The sequence below is a fragment of the Mycobacterium sp. NGS35 genome (genome assembly GCF_059812855.1).
Map to the genome: position 1 here is coordinate 55,340 of NZ_JCALDL010000011.1, position 21,598 is coordinate 76,937.

Below are 21,598 nucleotides of genomic sequence, written 5' to 3' on the forward strand. Positions count from 1 at the left end.
TTCTGCTGTGCGGTACCACGGCGACCAGGCGGCGACGCCCGGAATGCTGGACTTCGCGGTCAACGTCCGCGGCGCCGCGCCACCGGCGTGGTTGCTCGACCGGTTGGCCGCCCGCCTGGCGGATCTGGGCCGGTATCCGAGCCAGGACGACGAGCACGCGGCGCGGGCAGCGGTAGCCGCCAGGCACGGCCGCGACGCCGCCGAGGTGCTGCTGCTCGCCGGCGCCACCGAGGGGTTCTCGCTGCTGGCCAATTTGCGGCCGCGTCGTGCCGCGGTGATCGCGCCGTCGTTCACGGAACCCGCGGCCGCGCTGACGGCCGCCGGCGTTCCCGTCGTCAACGTCGTGCTGGCCGCGCCGTTCGGCCTTCGCGGCGCCGTGGTGCCCGACGAGGCCGACCTCGTGGTCGTCGGCAACCCCACCAATCCGACGGCGGTCCTGCACGCCCGCGAGCTGATCGACGCCCTGCGCCGTCCGGGCAGGATCGTCGTGGTCGACGAGGCGTTCGCCGATGCCCTTCCCGGCGAGCCGCAGTCGCTGGCACGCGAGCCGCTGGCCGACGTGGTGGTGCTGCGCAGCTTGACCAAGACGTGGGCGCTGCCGGGCCTGCGGGTGGGCTACGCGCTGGGCGCCCCCGAAGTGCTGGAGCGGCTGGCCGTCACCCGCCCGCACTGGCCGTTGGGCACGTTACAACTCGAGGCGCTCACGGCCTGCAACTGCGCAGCCGCTGTGCTGGAGGCCGAGAAGGAGGCGGGCAGGTTGGGTGCGATGCGCGCGGAAATGGTCGACGCGCTGACCGCTTCCGGGGTGCGGGTGATCGACGGCGCCGCACCGTTCGTGCTGTTCGAGGTCCCCGACGCGCACTTAGCCCGAAAGCGGCTGCGCGAGAAGGGGATTGCCGTGCGTCGCTGCGACACGTTCGAAGGTCTCGACGGGCAGTACCTGCGTGCCGCGGTACGACCGGAATGGCCAACGCTGGTCACCGCGCTTGCGGAGATCCTGACGTGAGTGTGCTTCTGCGCGACGTCATCGACGTGCTGGAGCAGGCTTATCCGCCGCGGCTCGCGGAGGAGTGGGATTCGGTGGGTCTGGTGTGTGGCGACCCCGGCGATGTGGTGACCGACGTCGTCGTCGCCGTCGACGCCACTCCCGCGGTGGCTGCCGAGGTACCCGACGGCGGCCTGCTGCTGGCGCATCACCCGCTGCTGTTACGGCGGGTCGACACCGTCGCCACCAGCACCCCCAAGGGTGCGCTGGTGCACTCGCTGATCCGCACCGGCCGCGCACTGTTCACCGCCCACACCAACGCCGACTCGTCGTCGCCGGGGGTGTCCGACGCGCTGGCGCAGGCCATCGGTGTGCAGGTGGACGGCGTGCTGTCTCCGATGTCGGACGGTCCGGCTCTGGACAAGTGGGTGGTGTTCGTGCCGCCGGAGAACGCCGACGCGGTCCGCACCGCGATGTTCGCCGCCGGCGCCGGGCAGATCGGCGACTACTCGCACTGCAGCTGGAGCGTGACCGGTATCGGCCAATTCCTGCCGCACGAGGGGGCCAGGCCGGCCATCGGCAGCATCGGATCGGTCGAGAAGGTCACCGAGGATCGGGTCGAGGTGATTGCGCCCGCATCGGCCCGCGCTGCGGTGCTGTCGGCGATGCGTTCCGCACACCCCTACGAGGAACCGGCGTTCGACGTGTTCGCGCTGGCGCCGCTGCCCGGTGACGTCGGCCTCGGCCGGATCGGTCGGCTTCCCGCGCCAGAGCCGTTGCAGGCGTTCGTGTCCCGGGTTCGCCGCGGCCTGCCTCCGACGTCGTGGGGCGTACGTGCAGCGGGAGATCCGGACCGGACGGTATCGCGGGTGGCGGTCTGCGGGGGAGCGGGTGACTCGCTGCTCGACGCGGTGGCTCGCGCCGGCGTCGACGTCTACGTCACCGCCGATCTGCGCCACCACCCCGCAGACGAACATCGTCGGGAATCCGACGTCGCACTGATCGACGTCGCGCACTGGGCAAGCGAGTTCCCGTGGTGCGCTCAGGCGGCCGAAGTATTGCGCAGTTCTTTGGGCGAGTCGCTGACCGTGCGGGTATCGGACATTCGCACCGACCCTTGGAACGTCGAGGAGGTGAACTGATGAAAGCTGCTGTATATCAACAACGGTCGCTGGCCGAGATCGTCGAGATCGACGCCGAGTTGGCACGCGCCGCGCACCGTCGCTCGCGGCTCCCGGAGATCGAGCGCCATGAGGAACTGCAGTCGCAGCAGCGCAGCGCCAACGACCGCCTCGCCGCACTGCAGCTTGCGCTCGACGACCTGCAAACACAGATAAGTCGTTTCGAGGGTGAGATCGAAGCGGTACGGCAACGGGAAGAACGGGATCGCAAGCTGCTGGCGTCCCCGGGGACAGATGCCAAGCAGCTCAACGACTTACAGCACGAGTTGGAGACGTTGCAGCGCCGCCAGGCCAGCCTCGAGGATTCGCTGCTGGAGGTCATGGAGCGCCGCGAGGAGCTGCAGCTCGACCAGAAACGCGAGCTCGCCGAAATCGACCAACGGCAGGCCGAGCTCGGCATTGTCCAGCAGTCTCGTGACGAGGCGCTGGCCGAGATCGACCGAATCGCCGAAGAGCGCGCACAGCGCAGGGCGGAGCTTGTCGCGAGCCTTAATCCGGAACTCGTGGCGCTGTACGAGCGGCAACGGTCCACGGCCGGGGTGGGTGCCGGATTGCTGCAAGGACGACGGTGCGGGGCGTGCCGCATCGAATTGGACCGCGGCGAACTTGCCCGCATTTCTGCGGCTGCCGACGACGAGGTTCTGCGCTGTCCCGAATGCCGGGCGATCCTGTTGAGGGTCGCATGAAGGTGATCGTCGAGGCCGACGGCGGCTCGCGCGGCAATCCGGGCCCTGCCGGTTTCGGCTCGGTGGTGTGGTCGGCTGATCACTCGACGGTGCTGGCGGAGATCAAGGAAGCGATCGGCACCGCCACCAACAACGTCGCCGAATATCGCGGATTGATCGCGGGACTCACCGAGGCCGTGCGGCTAGGTGCCAGCGACGTCGAGGTGGCGCTGGACTCCAAGCTCGTGGTCGAGCAGATGTCGGGACGCTGGAAGGTCAAGCACCCGGATCTCGCCGAGCTGCATCGCGAGGCACGCGAGCTTGCGGCCCGGTTCGACACCATCTCGTACAGATGGATTCCGCGGGAACAGAATTCGCATGCGGACCGGCTGGCGAACGAGGCGATGGACGCGGCGGCGGAGCTCACCGACCCGCCGGCGCGACCGTCACCTGAGACTGCGGTGTCGTCGTCTCCTGCCCGCTGGACCGGTGCGCAGGGAGCTCCGACGCGGATGTTGTTGCTGCGCCACGGCCAAACCGAGCTGTCGGTGCAGCGCCGCTACTCGGGCCGCGGCAATCCGGCGTTGACCGATTTCGGTCGGCGCCAAGCGGAAGCCGCTGCCGAGTATGTGGCTGAGCGCGGCGGCATCGCCGCAGTAATCACCTCTCCGTTGCAACGTGCCTACGACACCGCGGCCACCGCGGCCAAGGCGCTCGGCGTCGACGTCGTGGTCGACGACGACCTCATCGAGACCGACTTCGGCGCATGGGAGGGGCTGACATTCGCCGAGGCGGCCGCGCGCGATCCGGAACTGCACCGAAAATGGCTGGGCGACACCGGCGTTGCCCCGCCACGCGGTGAAAGCTTCGCCAGCGTGCAGCATCGCATTCGTCGGGCCAAAGACCGGATCATCGCTGAAAACGACGGTGCCACAGTGCTTGTGGTGTCGCACGTGACGCCGATCAAGACCATGCTGCAGCTGGCATTGGGCGCCGAATCCAGCATTCTGTACCGGCTGCACCTCGATCTGGCGTCGCTGTCCATCGCCGAGTTCTACCCCGACGGCAATGCGTCGGTCCGGTTGGTGAACCAGACCGACTATCTACGCCATCTGCGCTAGCACGGCGTCAGATGAACAGGCATGTGCCGCACGCCGGTGTGCTTGTTGCTGCGGACATACTCCACCGGTCCAGCAAGTGACACCTCGGCGACGCGGTCCAGCAGCGCGTCCAACACGACGCGAATCTCCATCCGCGCCAGAGCTGCGCCCAGACAGAAGTGGGTTCCGCGCCCGAATGCCAAGTGGGGGTTGGGATTTCGGGTGATGTCGAAGGTGTATGGGTCGGCGAACACCGACTCGTCGCGGTTGGCCGAGGCCCACCACAGCGTGACCTTGTCGCCGGCTCTGATCTGCTGACCGCCGATCTCGACGTCACGGGTGGCGGTGCGGCGGTTGTACGGCGTCGAGGACGCCCACCGCAGAATCTCCTCTACGGCTCGGGGCAGCAATGAGCGGTCATTGCGCAGCCGTTCCATCGCGTCCGGGTGTTCGCTGAGCGCCATCATGCCGATCGCAATCGAGTTGCGGGTGGTCTCGCTGCCCGCCGCGATGATCAGCGAGAAGAACATGTGCTGTTCCATCTCGGACAGCGGCTCGCCGTCGATCAGCCCGTGCGACACCACCGACAACAGATCGTCGGCTGGGTCGCGGTGCTTGCGCTCGAGCAGCATCGTGCCGTACGCGAACATCTCCGCGGACGCCTGCTGGGTTCGGGCGGTCGCCTCGCCGACTTCGCGGTCGTCGTAGTCCAGGGTGACGTTGGCCCAATTCAGCAGCTGGTGGCGGTCCTCTTGGGGCACACCGACAAGCTGCGCGACCGCCTGCAGCGGCAACTCCGCCGCCACGTCGACAAGGAAGTCGCAGTCGGCCTTGGCCACCGCCGCGTCGACGATCTGAACCGCGCGCCGGCGTAGGTCTTCCTCGATGGCCGCCAACGTCTTGGGCGCGACGCTCGGCGTCAGCAGCCGGCGGAATTTGGCGTGCCGGGGGTCGTCCATCATGTTGAGCAGGACGCCGACTGCCCAGTCGCGCGCCATGTCCTCGAGCGTCGTGCCGCCGCCCTCCCGGTCGCCGCCGGTCTCCGACGAGAACGTCGCCGGGTCGGCCGCGGCGGCGACGATGTCGGCGTAGCGGCTGAGCACCCAGAACCCTTCGCCGCCCGGCGTGTGCGGCGTCGGCGGATGAAACCAGACCGGCGAGACGCGCCGAAGTTCGTCGAACCAGTGGTACGGAAAACCAGCCGCGAACCGGTCCAAGTCAGTCAGGTCGATCTCGTCGTGCATGCAGATACGGTCTCACAACGGCGTGTGACCGCTGTTTTTGTTGTTACCGGTGATACGGTCCGCGGCTGTGGCAGAGCTCAACCGGCGCAGGTTCATGGCTGGGCTTGCTGTCGCGATCGTGTCGGGTGTCGGCATCGCCCGCTGCGAAGTGAGTACGGCGCCGCGAGTGCTGGCAGCGGCAAAGGATCCCGTCGCTGTGCCTGCGCCGGCCCGCTTGCCCGGGCTGCTGCCGCCGCCTCCGCCGGCGTCGCGAATTACCTTGCCCGGCAACGGGGCATTGTGGAGTCTGCCCGGCAACGGCGACGCGCTGGCGCTGACCCTCGACGACGGCGTGGACAGCGACGTGGTGCGGATGTACACACAGTTTGCGAAGGACACCGGGCTGCGATTCACGTATTTCGTCAACGGCCGCTACAGCTCGTGGACGGACAACAAGGACCTGTTGCGGCCGCTGGTGGAGTCGGGCCAGATCCAGTTGGGGAATCACACCTGGTCGCATCCGGACCTGGCGACGCTGCCGGTGAAGCGGGTGATCGAGGAAATCGGCCGCAATCACACATTCTTGAAGAAGACGTACGGCGCGAACGCCCGACCGTACTTGCGGCCGCCGTACGGCAGCCGCAACCCTCGCGTCGACCAGGCCGCCGCCGCACTGGGCTACACGGTGATGACGCTGTGGTCGGGCGACTTGGGTGACTCCAACGTCGTCACCGAGGACTACATCGTCAAGCGAGCCGACAAGTACTTCACCCCGCAGACCATCGTGATCGGCCATCTCAACCACAAGCCGGTCACCCATGTCTACGGCCAGCTCGTCGACATGATTCGCGACCGCCAGCTGCGCTCGGTCACGCTGAACGACGTCTTCTTGAAGCCGTCGTCGGCGCTCGTGTAGGAGCGCCGCCGAACAGGTGCAGGGCACTCGGTGTGGGCCGCCGACCCAGTGGCCTGGCGGGTCCCACGGTGATCTGGAAGCCAGCGATGTCGGTGGCGACTTCTATGATCGAAAGCATGTTCGAACCTGTGCGGGCTGCGCCGGTCGAGACATTTTCAGGTGGCGACGACGCGGGCGTCGTGGCGGCGATTCGGGGCTGCTGCGGCGGAGGAGAACGCCGCGTGTGCGCGCCGGTTGGTGGCGATGGGGGAGTTGTACGTGCGACGCGCGCCCGAGGATGACGACGACCGCGCCTGCTGGCTGATCGACGGATATGAAAGCTTGACCGCAGAGGTGGCCGCGGAGTTAGGCATCAGCCGCGGCCGAGCGCGCGGGCAATTGCGGTACGCGATTGAGTTGCGCGACAAGCTGCCGCAGCTGGCGAAGGTGTTCGTGACCGGGCGATCGACATGCGGATGGTGATCACGATCGTCAACCGGGTGCAGTTGATCACCGACACGCAGTTGATGGCGAGGGTAGATGCCGAGCTGGCGCGACGGGCTCCGGGCTGGATGCGGTTGTCGGGGCCCAAGCTCGAGGCGCGCATCGATTGGTGGGTGGAGCGAGTGGATCCGGCGGGGCGGCGCCGCCCGCACGAGCGCCCCGAGGACCGCCATGTGGTGTTCATGCCGGCGACGGGCGGGTTGGAGTCGATGTATGCCCAGGTTCGCGCCACCGACGGAGCCCTCATCGATGCGCGCCTGGATGAGTTGGCCGCCACGGTGTGCCCGGATGATCCGCGCACTGCCGATCAACGCCGCTCCGATGCGCTGGGCGCGATGGCTGCCGGCTTGGACGGGTTGCGCTGTGAGTGCGGCTCGCAGGAGTGCAGCGCGACCGCCCGGCCCACCGGTGCGAGCGTGGTGATCCAAGTGCTCGCCGAGCAGTCCACCGTAGACGGCACGTCCGATACCCCCGGCCACATACCCGGTCGGGGGGTGGTGCCGGCGGCCGTGGTGCGCGAGTGGGCATCGCAGGCTCGGCTCAAGCCGTTGGCGGTTCCGGGCCCGAATACCACCGCCGAAGCGGGGTATCGGCCCTCGGCGGGGTTGGCGGCGTTCATCCGGGCGCGCGATCTGACGTGTCGGTTCCCGGGTTGTGACGCCCCGGCAGTGATCTGCGATGTCGACCACACGATTCCGTGGCCGTCGGGTCCGACGCATCCGTCGAACTTGAAACTAATGTGCCGTGCGCATCACTTGCTGAAAACGTTCTGGGTGGGGGCGGGCGGTTGGGCCGACAAGCAAGCACCTGACGGCACGGTGACCTGGACGGCGCCGTCCGGGCGCACCTACACGACCACACCCGACGGTGCGGCGTTATTTCCCGTATTGGGCACGCCGACAGGCGAATTCGCAGTCAAGCCAACCGTCGCCGACGACGCCGGGCCGGGTCGGGCGCTGATGATGCCGCGGCGCCGACGTACTCGCACACAAGAACGACGCGAACGTATTGACGCCGAACGGCGCATCAACGAGCAACTCATCAAGCGCCAGCAATGGCTGTTCGCCGAACTCGAAAAGCGCCGACAAGCCAAAGCCGACGACGACCCGCCACCCTTTTGAGGCTCGCGGATTACTCGCTCGACCCAGTACGTTTATAGGGCGGACGAGTTGGCCGGGCGGCCGCGGGTCGTAGCAATACGGCTCGAGGAAAGTCCGGACTTCACAGAGCAGGGTGGTTGCTAACGGCAACCCGAGGCGACTCGCGGGAAAGTGCCACAGAAAACAGACCGCCACCGCTTGCGGTGGTAAGGGTGAAACGGTGCGGTAAGAGCGCACCAGCATTCCGGGTGACCGGGATGGCTAGGTAAACCCCACCCGAAGCAAGGCCAAGAAGGCCGTGGCGAAAGCCGCGGCTGCGCGTGCGTCCGAGGGTTGCTCGCCCGAGCACGCGGGTAGGCCGCTTGAGGCACCCGGCGACGGGATGTCCAGATGGATGGTCGCCGCCGCGCCGCCGTGGTCAGCCGCGACGGTGTGGAACAGAATCCGGCTTACAGGCCAACTCGTCCCTCTACAACGCCTTCGAAACGGCCTTGGCAAGCGCCTTCAGCGCTGGCCGCAACTGCTCGCGGCTGCGGCGTGCGATCTCGGTTTCGCGCTCGTAGAGCACCCCGTAGGTGAACGTGTCCTCACCGGCGGCGTGTGCGGCCTGCGCCTGCTGAGCCAGATGCGTCCGGCTGACCACGCTGTCCTGGTGGTCGCCCAGTAGCGATTGGATGTTCTTCGCCGCGTCGGACACCTTCTTCGACCCGGTGGCCGCAGCGGTATACCGTAACCGCTTGGCGCTCTTGCGAATTCGATGCAGCGCCTCGTCTCGGTGCTCGTCCTCAGCCTTCTCGGCGCGCTTGGCCTGCTTACGCACCCGCTTGTAGCCGGACTCGATGGTCGCATCCGGCGACGACTCCTCGTCCTCCGCGGGCGGAGGCGGCTCAGCGGCCACCAGCCCCTCCAGCGCGTCGAGCAACCTGAAGTACCGCTGAGAACGCATGGCGGCGACCGACTTTCGCCATCCCGACCGGTACCGCCGGCGAGCCCCTTCCACCAGCCGCTCGCGCACCGGCCCGCGCACCAGCTCGTCGGGCAGCTCGTCGAGCGCCTTCTCGTACCGTTCGGCGAGCACCTCGGCGTCCCGCGCCACGCCCAGCACGCTCGCCAATTGGCGCAGCTCGTCGAGGATCCACGCGTCCCCTGACAACCCGAACGACGACTCCGCCGCCTGCAACAAACTGCGGATCTTGCGGGTAGTCACCCGCATCTGGTGCACCGAGTCGTAGACGTCGGCGCGCACCGCGCGATCCCACACCAGCAGGTTCTCGATCTCCTCGGCCACCGCGCGGTGCACCGGATCGTCGACTGCAGGCACCACGGGCCGTTCCGGCGCCGAACCGTCCAACACGCGCGCCAGCTTCGACCCGTGGGCCGCCGGTTGGGCGCCGGCGTCCAGCAACCGATTGGCCAACCGGTCCAGCAGCGCACCGTCCGCCACCCCGTTGCTCAGCGCCTCCTCCGACAGCTCGAGCTCCCACTCGCGCCAGTGCTGTTGCGACTCATCGCCGTTGGCCTGGGCCGTCACCTCGTCGTCGGCGAATTCCGCCAGCGGTGTCCCGTCGGCCCCGTACAAATGCTCGACGGTCCGGTTTGTCGTGATCCGCGCGACCGGCTGGAGCGGACGGTCGCGCACGATTGCCAACACCACATCGCGCAGCTCGGCCGGAACCTCGTCACTGTCGCCCAGCGGTGCTCGTACTTCGGTCCGGGAGTCGGGCCCGGCGGGTAGCTTCAGGTGCCAACCCGCGTCGGAGCCGCCGGTGCGCCGGCGCAACGTGATGCGGTGGGCGGCAAGGTCGCGCCCGGGGGTGTCGTAATAGACGGCGTCGAGTCTTTGTGAAGGCTCTCGCTCCACCCGCGTCACCGCGGCAAGACCTTCGAACGACGGAGACACCGTCGTGTCGACGACGTCGAACTTGCGCTCAACCTCCAGATGCTTGGAGGCGCCTTCCGATGGTGCCATCACGCACAGCGTGCCACACCAAGGTGAACGCTAGAAGTTGTGCTCCTCGGCCGGAAACACCCCGGCTGCCACCTCGTCGGCGTATTGCCTTGCCGCGCGCGACAATTCGGCACCGACCTCGGCGAAGCGCTTCACGAACCGGGCTGTCTTGCCGGATGTCATCCCGGCCATGTCCTGCCAGACCAGCACCTGCGCATCGCAGTTGGGGCCCGCGCCGATCCCGATCGTCGGAATGGTGAGCTTGCCGGTGATCTGGGTGGCCAGCTCGGCGGGCACCATCTCCATCACCACCGAGAACGCACCGGCCTCGGCAACGGCGATCGCGTCGGCGATGGTTTGTTCGGCGGCATCGCCCCGACCCTGCACCCGGAAACCACCAAGCGTGTTCACGCTCTGCGGGGTGAAGCCGATGTGCGCCATCACCGGAATGCCGGCCGCGGTCAGGCAGGCGATCTGTTCGGCCACCCGCTCGCCGCCTTCCAGCTTGACCGCATGCGCGCCGGCTTCCTTCATGAAGCGGGCAGCGCTGGCCAACGCCTGCTGCGGGCCGGCCTCATAGCTGCCGAACGGCATGTCGGCGACCACCAACGCGTGCGGTGCCCCGCGGACCACACCGCGCACCAGTGGGATCAGCTCGTCGAGAGAAATAGGCACAGTGGTGTCGTAGCCGTACACCACATTGGCGGCCGAGTCGCCGACCAGTAGCACCGGAATGCCGGCTTCGTCGAAGATGCTCGCGGTGGAGTAGTCGTAGGCCGTGAGCATCGCCCACTTGTGGCCTTCGGCCTTCATTTTCTGCAGGTGATGAACGCGGGTTTTGACGCGGGGCGTGGCGGCACCGTAGACCGTCTGCTCAACAGACATCGTTGTCCTTAAACATCGTCGGATCGATCCTCGTGGCCCGCCATGGGGTCCCCGGGTTCGCTGACCAGTACAGTCTGCCACTCGGCAGATTGCCGCTGCACACCACCTCAAGTGGGCTTCCTCACATGTCGGTTGCGGTCCTACCATCGGCCACATGCAAAGGCTCAGCGGACTCGACGCCAGCTTCCTTTACCTCGAGACGGCGCAGCAGCCACTGCATGTCTGCTCGATCCTGGAATTGGATACCTCGACAATCCCGGACGGCTACCGTTTCGAGCGTTTCAAGGACGAATTCGGTACGCGCATAAGGGGATTGCCGACGTTCCGGGAGAAGGTCGTCGACAGCCCGCTCAACCTCGACCACCCCGTGTGGGCAGAAGACGACGACTTTGACCTCGAACGGCACGTTCACCGCATCGGCTTGCCCAGCCCAGGAGGCCGCAAGGAACTCGCAGACTTCTGCGGCCACATCGCGTCGGTGCCCCTGGACCGCAGCCGTCCGCTGTGGGAGGCGTGGGTGATCGAGGGACTCGACGGAACCGATCCCACGCGAGGCGGTCGGCTCGCGGTGATGACGAAGGTGCACCACGCCGCCGTCGACGGCGTCAGCGGGGCGAATCTGATGTCGGTGCTGTGCGACACCGAGCCCGACGCGTCGCCACCCGATCGGGTACAGGGGGCCGGCGGCGTCAACCAGCTCGAGCTCGCCGCGTCGGGACTCGTGCGGTTCGCCACTCGGCCGCTTCAGCTGGGAAAGGTCCTTCCGCTGACCGCCGTCAGCGTGGTGGAGACCGTGCGGCGCGGGCTCAGCGGTCAGTCGATGACGGCGCCGTTCAGCGCGCCGAAGACCCCGTGGAATGCGAAGATCACCGGCCACCGCAACGTGGCCTGGGCTCAACTGGACCTCGACGACCTCAAGACAGTCAAAGACCGGTTCGGCGTCAAGCTCAACGACGTGGTGATGGCGCTGTGCGCCGGTGTGCTGCGCAATTTTCTCGCAGGACGTGGTGAGCTGCCGAAGGAGCCGTTGGTCGCGACGGTGCCTGTGTCTGTGCGCGGCAAGACCCACCGACCCGGCCGCAACCAGGTGTCCGCGATGTTCTCGCGGCTCGAAACGCACATCGAGGACCCGGGGGAGCGGCTGAAGGCGATCGCCGCGGCGAACTCGACCGCTAAGGAACACTCGTCGGCCATCGCTGCCTCACTTCTGCAGGACTGGACGGAATTCGCCGCGCCGGCGGTGTTCGGCATCGCGATGCGCGTCTACACCAGGAGTCGGCTGACGGACGGCAGACCCGTGCACAACCTGGTGATCTCCAACGTGCCCGGGCCACAGATGCCGCTGTACTTCGTCGGTGCGGAGATCACCGCGATGTACCCGCTCGGGCCCATCTTCCACGGCTCGGGGCTGAACATCACGGTGATGTCGCTGAACGGCAAGCTCAACGTCGGCCTGCTGTCGTGCCCCGAGTTACTGCCCGACCTGTGGGAACTGGCCGACGGCTTCGATGCCGGGCTCAAGGAATTGCTGGCAGCGAAACCCTGATCGGTGGTGCGGCGCATCTGCGCGCCGTCATGGCAGCATGTGGTGCCATGAGCCGAAATCGCCGCCTTGCCGGTGTCGCTCGTACGGCGACAATGTGGACCGCGGTTGCTGCGGCCGCCGTCCTCGCCGTCAGTTGCAGCCGCCTGGTCGATGGCCACGCCAAGATGGCCCTGCCCAAGGTGGGTGCGCCGATCTCGTGGGACAAGTGCGTGTTCACGTCCCCGAACGTCAGCGCGCTGCTGGCCAGCGCGCAATGCGGCAAGCTCGGTGTGCCGATCGACTACTCCAAGCCTGACGGCGACACGGCGGCGCTTGCGCTGGTGAAGTTTCCGGCCACCGGTAAGAAGATCGGTTCGCTGGTGATCAACCCCGGCGGACCGGGCGAGTCGGGCGTCAACGCCGCCCTGGCGATGATCCACAACCTGCCCCAGCCGCTACGGGAACGGTTCGACCTCGTCGGCTTCGACCCACGGGGTGTCGCGTTCTCCAAACCGGCACTGTGGTGCAACTCCGACGCCGACAACGACCGGATCCGCGCCGACCCGCAAGTCGACTACAGCCCCGCCGGGGTCGCCCACATCGAGCAGACCACCAAGGAATTCGTCCAGCGGTGCGTCGACAAGATGGGCAAGGAGTTCTTGGCCAACGTCGGCACGGTCAACGTCGCCAAAGACCTCGACATGCTGCGCGCCGCTCTGGGCGACCAGAAGCTGACCTATCTCGGCTATTCGTACGGCACCCGCATCGGTTCGACGTACGCAGAGCTGTTTCCCCAGAACGTGCGCGCGATGGTGCTCGACGGCGCGATCGATCCCAACGCCGATCCGATGGAAGCAGACATCCGCCAGGCCGAGGCATTCCAGAAAGCGTTCGACGACTACGCCGCCGATTGCGCGAAGTCGCCCGACTGCCCACTGGGCACCGACCCCGACAAGGCCGTCGAGGTCTACCACAGTCTGGTGGACCCGCTGGTCGAAAAGCCCGCTGAAACCGCCGATCCGCGAGGGCTGTCCTATCCCGACGCGATCGTCGGCACCATCCTGCCGCTGTACTCGCCGACGCTGTGGCCGAATCTGACAGCGGCGCTGCAGGAACTGAAGAACGGCAAGGGTGACAAGCTGCTCGCACTGGCCGACCAGTACATGGGACGCGACGAAAACGGCCACTACACCAACTCCACCGACGTACGCCAAGCGGTCAATTGCGTCGACCGGCCACCGGTCACCGACCGCGCCAAGGTGGTCGAGCAGGACCGCCGGATCCGTGAGGTCGCCCCGTTCATGAACTACGGCGAATTCACCGGCCACGCCCCGCTGAGCACCTGCGCGTTCTGGCCCGTCCCGCCGACGAGCCAGCCGCATCAGATCTCGGTGCGGGACCTTCCGCCGACGCTGGTGATTTCGACGACCGGCGACCCCGCCACCCCGTACCAGGCCGGCGTCGACTTGGCCAATCAGCTGCACGGCTCCCTGCTGACGTTCGACGGCACTCAGCACACCGTTGCGCTGGAAGGCAATCCGTGCGTCGACGCAATCGTCACCCGGTATCTGATCGACCTGACGGTTCCGCCGCCCGGGGCGCGGTGCTGACGGGGTGAAGCGGTCGCCTCGGGCGGCGGCTGCACTGACCGTTGTCCTCGCGGTGACGTCGTGCACACACGTCGTCACCGGGCGCCACATGCGGGCGCATCCCGCGCTGGGTGCGCGCATCCAATGGGAGTCGTGCAACTTCCCGTCGTCCGACGACCTTCCGCGCAGCGCCGACTGCGGCGAGTTGGCTGTGCCGATCGACTACGAGCACCCCGAGGACGGCGTCGCCACCCTGGCCCTGATCCGGTTCCGGGCCGCCGGCAACAAGATCGGGTCACTGGTGATGAACCCCGGCGGCCCCGGCGGTTCCGGAGTGCAAGCCGCCACCTGGATGCTGCGCGACGTACCAAGGCCGTTGCGTGAGCGCTTCGACTTCGTCGGCTTCGACCCGCGCGGCGTCGGCGAGTCGCGGCCTGCGGTCTGGTGCAACTCCGACGCCGAAAACGACAGAGAGCGCGCCGATCCGCAGGTCGACTACAGCCCGGCCGGTGTGGCCCGCATCGAAGACGACACCGTAAAGTACGTCCGGCGCTGCCTGGACAAGACCGGCAAGAAGTTCCTGGCTCACGTCGGCACCGCGTCTGCCGCCAAAGATCTTGACGCCCTGCGCGCGGCGCTGGGCGACGACAAGCTCAGCTACATCGGGTTCTCCTACGGCACCGAGTTGGGAACCGCATACGCACAAGCTTTTCCGCAGCACGTGCGGGCGATGGTGCTCGACGGCGCCGTGGATCCGGCGGTGTTGCCCATGGATTCACTGCTGCGTCAGGCCGAGGCGTTTCAGAAGGCGTTCAACGACTTTGCCGCTGACTGCGCGAAATCACCGGACTGCCCGCTGGGCACGGACCCGGCCAAGGCCGTCGACGTCCTGCATTCGTTCGTCGACCCGCTGGTGGAAAAACCCGCGCAGACCAAAGATGCGCGCGGACTCAGTTACTCGGATGCGCTGACGGGTGTGACGTCGGCGCTGTACTCGCAGAGCACGTGGGATCAGCTCATATCCGGTCTGAGCGCGGTGCGCCACGGGGAGCCGGCTGACGACCTGCTCGAGCTCGCCGACGAATACCTCGGGCGCGACCCCAGCGGCCACTACGACAACTCGTCTGATGCGTTCAACGCGATCTCCTGTGTGGACAACCCGTTCCCGACGGACTCGCCGCCGTGGATCTCCTTCGACGAACAGCGCCGGGTGATCTCGCCGTGGGACAGCTACGGCACCTTCACCGGGGACGCGCCAAGGGGAACGTGCGCGTTCTGGCCGGTGCCGCCGACCAGCCGGCCGCACAGCGTGTCCGCGCCCGGCCTGCCGCCGGTTCTCGTCGTGTCCACCACAGGAGATCCGGCGACGCCCTACCAAGACGGAGTGCATTTGGCCCAGCAGCTGCACGCTGGGCTGTTGACGGTCGAAGGCACCCAGCACACGGCCGCGTTCTACGGCGACAACTGTGTCGACGACATCGTCACCAGCTATCTGATCGACCTGACCCTGCCCAAGCCGGACGCTCGATGCTGACCACCCATGCCGGCTAGGTAACGTTTCGCTACCACGATGGGCACTGGCGGGGCAGGGATGACGGGGGGCATGCGACCATGATCGCCATGTTGCGGCGGACACCTTTTTGGTTGACGCCGCTCGCTTTCCTCACGATGTTCGTCACGGTCCTGCCGACGACAATGGCTGCACCGCCTGCGGACAACACGAATCCCGTTGTGCCGCAACCTAACTGGGGCAGCTGCCAGCAGTGGTTGAGCGACACCAGCGGTCTCCCGACCGCGCGCTGCGCGACGGTGTCTGTGCCGGTGGACTACAGCAAGCCGGGCGGGGCCCAAGCGCAGCTCGCGGTGATCAAGGTCCCCGCCCGCGGTCAGCGGCTCGGCGTGCTGATGATCAACCCGGGCGGGCCCGGTCAATCCGCCGTCGACGTCGTCGCCGGAATGGCCGTGTCGTTCGGCGACAACGAGATAACCCAGCACTTCGACCTCGTCGGCTTCGATCCGCGCGGCGTCGGCCACTCCACCCCCGAAGTGCGGTGCCGCACCGATGCCGAATTCGACGCCTACCGCCGGGAGCCGATGGTCGACTACAGCCCGGCCGGCGTCGCGCACATCGAGGACATCTACCGCCAGCTCGCCGCGCAGTGCCTGAACCGGGTGGGTGCGGATTTCCTCGCCAACGTCGGCACCGTCAACGTCGCGCGCGACATGGACGTCGTCCGGCAAGCGCTCGGCGAAGCGCAACTGAACTACCTCGGCTACTCGTACGGCACTCAACTCGGCACCGCCTACGCGCAGGCATTCCCGCAGAACGTGCGTGCGATGGTGCTCGACGGCGCGGTGGATCCCAAGCTCGACGCCGTCGAGAAGAACGTCCGCCAGATGGCCAGCTTCCAGCAGGCGTTCAACGACTTCGCCGCGGAATGCGCGACGATGACGGCGTGCGCGCTCGGCAGCGATCCGAACAAGGCGGTGGACCGCTACCACGCGCTGGTCGACCCGCTGGCCACCAGGCCGGGGCCGACGCTCGACCCGCGCGGCTTGTCCTATCAGGACGCGATCACGGGTACAGCCAACGCGCTCTACACGCCGCGCTACTGGGAGTTCCTGGCCAACGGGCTGGCCGCGCTGGGCCAGGGCACCGCCGCAGAAGAGCTGCTGCTGCTGGCCGACGACTACTGGGGCCGCAACAAGTCCGGTCAGTACAGCAACCTGCAGGACGCGTTCACCGCGGTCCGGTGCGTCGACTACGTGACGCCCACGGATTCGGCGTCCTGGGTGGAGGCCGACAGGCGCATCCGCCAGGTCGCGCCGTTCATGAGCTACGGGCAGTTCACCGGCTACGCCCCGCGCGACGTGTGCGCGTTCTGGCCGGTGCCGCCGACCACCACGCCCGCGCCGGCGACCTCGCCCGGCCCGAACAAGGTCGTCGTCGTCTCCACCACCCATGACCCGGCGACGCCTTATCAGGCCGGTGTCGACCTTGCCCGCCAGCTCGGCGCGTCGCTGATCACGTTCGACGGCACCCAGCACACGGTCGTGTTCAAGGGCGTGCAGTGTGTCGACTCAGCAGTGGTGAACTATCTGGTCGAGTTCACCGCACCCGGGGATCGACACTGCTAGCGCGCGCGTAACACAGAATTAACAGCCGCTGCCTACGCTGCCGTCATGGACCGTCAGAAGGAATTCGTGCTGCGCACGCTGGAAGAACGCGACATCCGCTTCGTGCGGCTGTGGTTCACCGACGTGCTCGGATTCCTCAAGTCCGTGGCGATCGCGCCCGCCGAGTTGGAGGGCGCCTTCGAAGAAGGCATCGGTTTCGACGGCTCGGCGATCGAAGGCTTCGCCCGAGTGTCCGAATCCGATTGCGTGGCCCGCCCAGATCCGTCGACGTTCCAAGTTCTGCCGTGGACCACCAGCAGAGGCGAGCACCACTCGGCGCGGATGTTCTGCGACATCACGATGCCCGACGGTTCGCCCTCATGGGCCGACTCTCGCCATGTGCTGCGCCGGCAACTCGCGAAGGCCAGCGATCTCGGGTTCTCCTGCTACGTGCATCCCGAGATCGAGTTCTTCTTGCTCAAGAGCCTCGACGACGGCGCCCCGCCCGAACCCGCCGACACCGACGGCTACTTCGACCAGGCCGTCCACGAGGCCGCGCCGAACTTCCGCCGCCACGTGATCGAGTCGCTCGAATCCATGGGCATTTCAGTGGAATTCAGCCATCACGAAGGCGCGCCGGGCCAGCAGGAGATCGACCTGCGCTACGCCGACGCGCTGTCAATGGCCGACAACGTGATGACCTTCCGCTACCTGGTCAAGGAAGTCGCGATCAACGAGGGCGTGCGGGCGACGTTCATGCCCAAGCCGTTCGGCGAATATCCCGGCTCGGCCATGCACACGCACATGAGCTTGTTCGAGGGCGAGGTCAACGCGTTCCACAGCCCTGACGACCCTCTGCAACTGTCCGACGTCGCCAAGTCGTTCATCGCCGGCATCCTCGAGCACGCCACCGAGATCAGCGCCGTGACCAACCAGTGGGTGAACTCCTACAAGCGGCTCGTGGTGGGCGGAGAGGCGCCGACGGCGGCGTGCTGGGGCGCGGCCAACCGGTCGGCGCTGGTGCGGGTTCCGATGTACAGCCCCCGCAAGACGTCGTCGCGGCGCATCGAGGTGCGCAGCCCCGACTCGGCGTGCAACCCGTACCTGACTTTCGCCGTGCTGCTGGCCGCCGGTCTGCGCGGAGTGGAGAAGGGCTACGCGCTCGGACCGCAAGCCGAGGACAACGTCTGGAGCCTGACGCCCGAAGAACGCAGCGCGATGGGCTACAAGGAGTTGCCGGGCAGTCTCGGCGTTGCGCTTTCCGAGATGGAGAATTCTGAGCTGGTGGCGGAAGCGTTGGGCGAGCACGTGTTTGACTTCTTCCTGCGCAACAAGCGTGCGGAGTGGGAGAACTACCGCCGCCAAGTGACGCCGTACGAGCTCAAGACCTACTTGTCGCTGTAACGCTCGGTAGGGTCGGGAGCGTGACCAGACCAGCGACCCAGCGGCCGAAGCTGCCCAGTCCCGGTCGGCTTGGTCTGATGGCGGAGCGCGCGCACGACGATCTGGCTCGGCTCGGCTGGACCACCGAGGACCACGTCGAGCTGCTCTGGTCGCTGTCGCGCGCCCCGGACGCCGACGCCGCCCTGCGCACGATGGTGCGGCTGGCCGACGCGCTCGGATCCGAATACGACCAACTCCACCTCGCGCTGCTCGAAGACCGGTCGCTGCGAGGCCGACTGTTCGCGTTGCTGGGCTCGTCGCTGGCCCTGGGCGATCACCTGGTGGCCAACCCACAGGCCTGGCGGCTGCTGTCGGGCAACGTGACACTTCCGTCCGCCGCCGAACTGCGCGACCGGTTCTTGGGGGTGGCGCGCGAAACATTCAGGGAGGAAACGCTTTCCGAGTTGCGCACGTTGTATCGCAACCGGCTCATGGTGCTCGCCGCGCTCGACGTCGCGGCGACGGTGGAGAACGAACCGGTGCTGCCGTTCGCGACCATCGGTGCCCACCTGTCCGACCTCGCCGACGCCGCGCTGGCCGCCGCCCTGGAAGTGGCCACGCTGCGGGTGTGTCAGGACGACGCCCACCGGCCCCGCCTGGCGGTGATCGCGATGGGCAAATGCGGTGCGCGCGAACTGAATTACGTCAGCGACGTCGACGTGATCTTCGTCGGCGAGAAGGCCGACTCAACCGAGACGCGGGTCGCGGGAGAGATGATGCGACTGGCGTCGGAGACGTTCTTCGAAGTGGACGCCGCGCTGCGCCCGGAGGGACGGCACGGCGCGCTGGTCCGCACGCTCGATTCGCATGTCACCTATTACAAGCGGTGGGCCAAGACCTGGGAATTCCAGGCTCTGCTGAAGGCACGCCCGGCGGCGGGTGACGCCGAGCTCGGCGAGCAGTACATGGCCGCACTGATGCCGATGGTCTGGACCGCTTGCGAGCGTGAGGATTTCGTCGCCGAAGTGCAAGCCATGCGGCGGCGCGTCGAGGAACTCGTGCCCGCCGACGTGCGCGACCGCGAACTCAAGCTCGGTACCGGCGGCCTGCGCGACGTCGAGTTCGCGGTGCAGCTGCTGCAACTGGTGCACGGTCGCAACGACGAGAGTTTGCACGTGTCGTCCACGGTCGACGCGCTGGCCGCATTGGGCGCCGGCGGTTACGTCGGCCGCGACGACGCGGCGAATCTGACTGCGTCCTACGAGTTTCTGCGACTGCTCGAGCATCGGCTTCAACTGCAGCGGCTCAAGCGCACCCACATGTTGCCCCGGTTCGACGACGACGAGGCGATGCGCTGGCTGGCCCGCGCCGCGCACATGCGGCCCGACGGCCGCCACGACGCACTCGGTGTGCTGCGCGAGGAACTCAAGCGGCAGAACATGCGGGTGTCGCGACTGCACGCCAAGCTGTTCTACCAGCCGCTGCTGGAATCCGTCGGCCCGGAACTCTCGCTCGGGTTGAGCGCCGAGGCCGCCGAGCGGCAGATCGCCGCGCTGGGCTATCAGGCACCGCAGAATGCGCTGACGCACCTGGCGGCGTTGACCGGTTCCAGCGGAAGGCGCGGACGCGTGCAGTCCGTGCTGCTGCCCACCCTGCTCGACTGGCTTTCCGACACGCCAGACCCCGACAGCGGCCTGTTGGCGTATCGCAAACTCTCCGAAGCGCTTTCGGATCAGCGGTGGTTCTTGGCGACGCTGCGCGACGAGGGCGCGGTGGCCAAGCGGCTGATGCACGTGCTCGGCACGTCGGCTTATGTGCCGGAGTTGTTGATGCGCGCTCCGGAAGTGATCCAGTCGTACGCCGACGGTCCGGCCGGCCCGAAGCTGCTCGACGTCGAGCCCGATCAGGTGGCCCGCTCGCTGCTCGCGGCGGCGTCCCGGCATGCAGACCCGGTGAAAGCGATTGCGGCAGCGCGTAGTCTGCGCCGGCGCGAGCTGGCCCGGATCGCGTCGGCGGATCTGCTTGGCCTGCTCGACGTGCGGGAAGTCTGCGCGGCGCTGACGTCGGTGTGGGTGGCGGTGCTGCAGTCGGCGCTGGACGCGGTCACCCGCTTCAACACCCCGCAAAGCGGTGAGCCGCCCGCGCGGGTGGCGGTGATCGGCATGGGTAGGCTCGGCGGCCACGAGCTCGGTTACGGCTCCGACGCCGACGTGATGTTCGTCTGCGAACCGGTCGGCGGCGCCCAGGAATCGACGGCGGTGCGGTGGTCCACGACGATCGCTGAACAGGTTCGCGCGCTGCTGGGCACGCCGAGCATCGACCCGCCGCTCGAGGTGGACACCGGGCTGCGACCGGAGGGCCGCAGCGGCCCGCTGGTGCGCACGCTGAATTCCTATGCGGCGTATTACGCGCAGTGGGCGCAGCCGTGGGAGATCCAGGCACTGCTGCGGGCGCATCACGTGGCCGGCGACCACGACCTGGGCCGGCGGTTCCTGGTGATGGCCGACAAGACGCGCTACCCCCCGGATGGTGTATCGCCGCAAGCGGTCCGGGAGATCCGCCGCATCAAGGCCCGGGTGGACGCGGAGCGGCTGCCGCGCGGCGCCGACCCGAACACCCACACCAAACTCGGCCGCGGCGGGCTCACCGACATCGAGTGGACGGTGCAGCTGCTTCAACTGCGTCACGGGCACAAACTGCCTGAGCTGCACAACACTTCGACGCTGGAGACGCTCGACGCAATCGGCGCGGCCGAGCTGATCCCGTCAAGCGACGTCGACATGCTCCGAGAGGCATGGCTGACTGCGACGCGAGCCCGCAACGCGCTGGTGCTGGTGCGGGGCAAGCCGAGCGACCAGTTACCCGGCCCCGGTCGACTGCTCAACGCGGTGGCTGTTGCGGCGGGATGGCCCACTCCGGACGGCAGTGCTTTTCTGGACCACTATCTGCGCGTGACCCGCCGCGCAAAAGCGGTGGTGCGCAAGGTCTTCGGCAGTTAGCGCCGGAACCTGGCGAGCAAGCTCGGTCGCCGCTGGCCGACGGGCGCCGCGGTGCCTGCGACCACGCGCCGGCGGCGCATCGTGTCGACGGCGTACGGGCCCGGGCCGATGAACAGGATGAGAAGGAACGAAAAGCAGAAGATGATCGCCAACTCGCCGTTATTGCCGCCGATGCGTTGGTCGAAGGGCCAGAACACCTTCGGCCCTTCGTTGAACGGCCAGTGCTGCCAGAAGTAAGCCACCGCCATCGTGCCCGATGCCAGGAAAGCGGCTGGGCGCGTGAACAATCCGACGAGCACCAAGAGCCCGGTGACGAACTCGATGAGACCGGCCCACCAGCCCGGCCAGGTACCGACGGGCATCTTCATCGAGAGCGGCCACCCGAACAGGATCATCGACCCGTGCAGGGTGAACAGTAAGCCGATGATGATTCTGAAGAGGCTGATGATCTTGGGTGAATGGACGTTGAGCCTGGCATCCAGATTCGGTGACGTCATGG

15 protein-coding genes, 1 other RNA gene and 1 pseudogene are annotated in these 21,598 nt (G+C 67.4%); 13 read left to right on the forward strand and 4 right to left on the reverse strand.

The window, feature by feature from the left end:
- The first annotated feature begins 7 nt into the window (after positions 1-7).
- Genes cobC through AC5Y4C_RS17140 form a run of 4 tightly spaced genes read left to right on the forward strand, consistent with a single transcriptional unit; the run spans position 8 to position 3,952 of the window.
- On the forward strand, positions 8-1,006 hold the full coding sequence (gene cobC / locus AC5Y4C_RS17125) for an Rv2231c family histidinol phosphate aminotransferase CobC (RefSeq protein WP_499963893.1): 999 nt from the start codon (positions 8-10) through the stop codon (positions 1,004-1,006).
- Complete coding sequence (locus AC5Y4C_RS17130; RefSeq protein ID WP_499914633.1) at positions 1,003-2,127, forward strand: Nif3-like dinuclear metal center hexameric protein; 1,125 nt, start codon at positions 1,003-1,005, stop codon at positions 2,125-2,127. Before cobC ends, AC5Y4C_RS17130 begins: the two co-directional genes overlap by 4 nt.
- On the forward strand, positions 2,127-2,852 hold the full coding sequence (locus AC5Y4C_RS17135; RefSeq protein ID WP_499963894.1) for a zinc ribbon domain-containing protein: 726 nt from the start codon (positions 2,127-2,129) through the stop codon (positions 2,850-2,852). Before AC5Y4C_RS17130 ends, AC5Y4C_RS17135 begins: the two co-directional genes overlap by 1 nt.
- On the forward strand, positions 2,849-3,952 hold the full coding sequence (locus tag AC5Y4C_RS17140; protein ID WP_499963896.1) for a bifunctional RNase H/acid phosphatase: 1,104 nt from the start codon (positions 2,849-2,851) through the stop codon (positions 3,950-3,952). The genes AC5Y4C_RS17135 and AC5Y4C_RS17140 overlap by 4 nt, the downstream gene beginning before the upstream one ends.
- Here the strand turns inward: AC5Y4C_RS17140 and AC5Y4C_RS17145 are convergent.
- Positions 3,949-5,175, reverse strand: coding sequence for a cytochrome P450 (locus tag AC5Y4C_RS17145; RefSeq protein ID WP_499963898.1), 1,227 nt, complete (start codon positions 5,173-5,175; stop codon positions 3,949-3,951). The genes AC5Y4C_RS17140 and AC5Y4C_RS17145 overlap by 4 nt on opposite strands.
- A gap of 94 nt (positions 5,176-5,269) precedes the next feature.
- Between AC5Y4C_RS17145 and AC5Y4C_RS17150 the strand changes: the two genes are divergently transcribed.
- The 3 genes and pseudogenes from AC5Y4C_RS17150 to rnpB all read left to right on the forward strand — a co-directional run bounded on the left by AC5Y4C_RS17150 (position 5,270) and on the right by rnpB (position 8,121).
- The gene (locus tag AC5Y4C_RS17150; RefSeq protein ID WP_499963976.1) at positions 5,270-6,070 is read left to right on the forward strand and encodes a polysaccharide deacetylase family protein; all 801 of its coding nucleotides are present in this window, start codon (positions 5,270-5,272) and stop codon (positions 6,068-6,070) included.
- Between the two features lie 243 nt (positions 6,071-6,313).
- A pseudogene (locus tag AC5Y4C_RS17155) lies at positions 6,314-7,674 on the forward strand (HNH endonuclease signature motif containing protein).
- Positions 7,675-7,718: 44 nt separating this feature from the next.
- Positions 7,719-8,121, forward strand: an RNA gene (rnpB, locus tag AC5Y4C_RS17160) — RNase P RNA component class A.
- Position 8,122: 1 nt separating this feature from the next.
- Here rnpB and AC5Y4C_RS17165 read toward each other — a convergent pair.
- Positions 8,123-9,631, reverse strand: coding sequence for a CYTH and CHAD domain-containing protein (locus AC5Y4C_RS17165; RefSeq protein WP_499912151.1), 1,509 nt, complete (start codon positions 9,629-9,631; stop codon positions 8,123-8,125).
- Positions 9,632-9,652: 21 nt separating this feature from the next.
- Positions 9,653-10,486, reverse strand: coding sequence for a 3-methyl-2-oxobutanoate hydroxymethyltransferase (gene panB, locus AC5Y4C_RS17170; RefSeq protein WP_499963900.1), 834 nt, complete (start codon positions 10,484-10,486; stop codon positions 9,653-9,655).
- Between the two features lie 154 nt (positions 10,487-10,640).
- Here panB and AC5Y4C_RS17175 point away from each other — a divergent pair, with 154 nt between their 5' ends.
- The 6 genes from AC5Y4C_RS17175 to AC5Y4C_RS17200 all read left to right on the forward strand — a co-directional run bounded on the left by AC5Y4C_RS17175 (position 10,641) and on the right by AC5Y4C_RS17200 (position 21,099).
- Positions 10,641-12,032 (forward strand): WS/DGAT/MGAT family O-acyltransferase, encoded by a 1,392-nt coding sequence (locus AC5Y4C_RS17175; protein ID WP_499963902.1) that lies wholly within the window; start codon positions 10,641-10,643, stop codon positions 12,030-12,032.
- A 47-nt stretch (positions 12,033-12,079) separates the two neighbouring features.
- Entirely contained in the window at positions 12,080-13,621 is a 1,542-nt protein-coding gene (locus tag AC5Y4C_RS17180; RefSeq protein ID WP_499963904.1) for an alpha/beta hydrolase, read from the forward strand.
- A gap of 4 nt (positions 13,622-13,625) precedes the next feature.
- Positions 13,626-15,134, forward strand: a complete 1,509-nt coding sequence (locus tag AC5Y4C_RS17185) for an alpha/beta hydrolase (protein WP_499963906.1) — start codon at positions 13,626-13,628, stop codon at positions 15,132-15,134.
- A 77-nt stretch (positions 15,135-15,211) separates the two neighbouring features.
- Complete coding sequence (locus tag AC5Y4C_RS17190; protein ID WP_499912130.1) at positions 15,212-16,738, forward strand: alpha/beta hydrolase; 1,527 nt, start codon at positions 15,212-15,214, stop codon at positions 16,736-16,738.
- A gap of 45 nt (positions 16,739-16,783) precedes the next feature.
- Positions 16,784-18,121 carry a glutamine synthetase family protein gene (locus AC5Y4C_RS17195; RefSeq protein WP_499912132.1) on the forward strand — a complete coding sequence of 446 codons (1,338 nt, stop codon included), beginning with the start codon at positions 16,784-16,786 and terminating at the stop codon, positions 18,119-18,121.
- A gap of 77 nt (positions 18,122-18,198) precedes the next feature.
- Positions 18,199-21,099 carry a bifunctional [glutamine synthetase] adenylyltransferase/[glutamine synthetase]-adenylyl-L-tyrosine phosphorylase gene (locus tag AC5Y4C_RS17200; RefSeq protein ID WP_499963978.1) on the forward strand — a complete coding sequence of 967 codons (2,901 nt, stop codon included), beginning with the start codon at positions 18,199-18,201 and terminating at the stop codon, positions 21,097-21,099.
- Here AC5Y4C_RS17200 and AC5Y4C_RS17205 read toward each other — a convergent pair.
- The gene (locus AC5Y4C_RS17205; RefSeq protein ID WP_499963908.1) at positions 21,096-21,596 is read right to left on the reverse strand and encodes a DoxX family protein; all 501 of its coding nucleotides are present in this window, start codon (positions 21,594-21,596) and stop codon (positions 21,096-21,098) included. The two genes, AC5Y4C_RS17200 and AC5Y4C_RS17205, sit on opposite strands and share 4 nt — an antisense overlap.
- Between the last annotated feature and the right edge of the window lie 2 nt (positions 21,597-21,598).

What these genes read in the sequence shown, in the direction of transcription:
- AC5Y4C_RS17135 (WP_499963894.1), top strand. Translation starts at nt 2,127, where the DNA reads ATGAAAGCTGCTGTATATCAACAACGGTCGCTGGCCGAGATCGTCGAG.
- AC5Y4C_RS17140 (WP_499963896.1), top strand. Translation starts at nt 2,849, where the DNA reads ATGAAGGTGATCGTCGAGGCCGACGGCGGCTCGCGCGGCAATCCGGGC.
- AC5Y4C_RS17145 (WP_499963898.1), bottom strand. Translation starts at nt 5,175, where the DNA reads ATGCACGACGAGATCGACCTGACTGACTTGGACCGGTTCGCGGCTGGT.
- AC5Y4C_RS17150 (WP_499963976.1), top strand. Translation starts at nt 5,270, where the DNA reads ATGGCTGGGCTTGCTGTCGCGATCGTGTCGGGTGTCGGCATCGCCCGC.
- panB (WP_499963900.1), bottom strand. Translation starts at nt 10,486, where the DNA reads ATGTCTGTTGAGCAGACGGTCTACGGTGCCGCCACGCCCCGCGTCAAA.
- AC5Y4C_RS17175 (WP_499963902.1), top strand. Translation starts at nt 10,641, where the DNA reads ATGCAAAGGCTCAGCGGACTCGACGCCAGCTTCCTTTACCTCGAGACG.
- AC5Y4C_RS17180 (WP_499963904.1), top strand. Translation starts at nt 12,080, where the DNA reads ATGAGCCGAAATCGCCGCCTTGCCGGTGTCGCTCGTACGGCGACAATG.
- AC5Y4C_RS17190 (WP_499912130.1), top strand. Translation starts at nt 15,212, where the DNA reads ATGATCGCCATGTTGCGGCGGACACCTTTTTGGTTGACGCCGCTCGCT.
- AC5Y4C_RS17195 (WP_499912132.1), top strand. Translation starts at nt 16,784, where the DNA reads ATGGACCGTCAGAAGGAATTCGTGCTGCGCACGCTGGAAGAACGCGAC.
- AC5Y4C_RS17200 (WP_499963978.1), top strand. Translation starts at nt 18,199, where the DNA reads ATGGCGGAGCGCGCGCACGACGATCTGGCTCGGCTCGGCTGGACCACC.
- AC5Y4C_RS17205 (WP_499963908.1), bottom strand. Translation starts at nt 21,596, where the DNA reads ATGACGTCACCGAATCTGGATGCCAGGCTCAACGTCCATTCACCCAAG.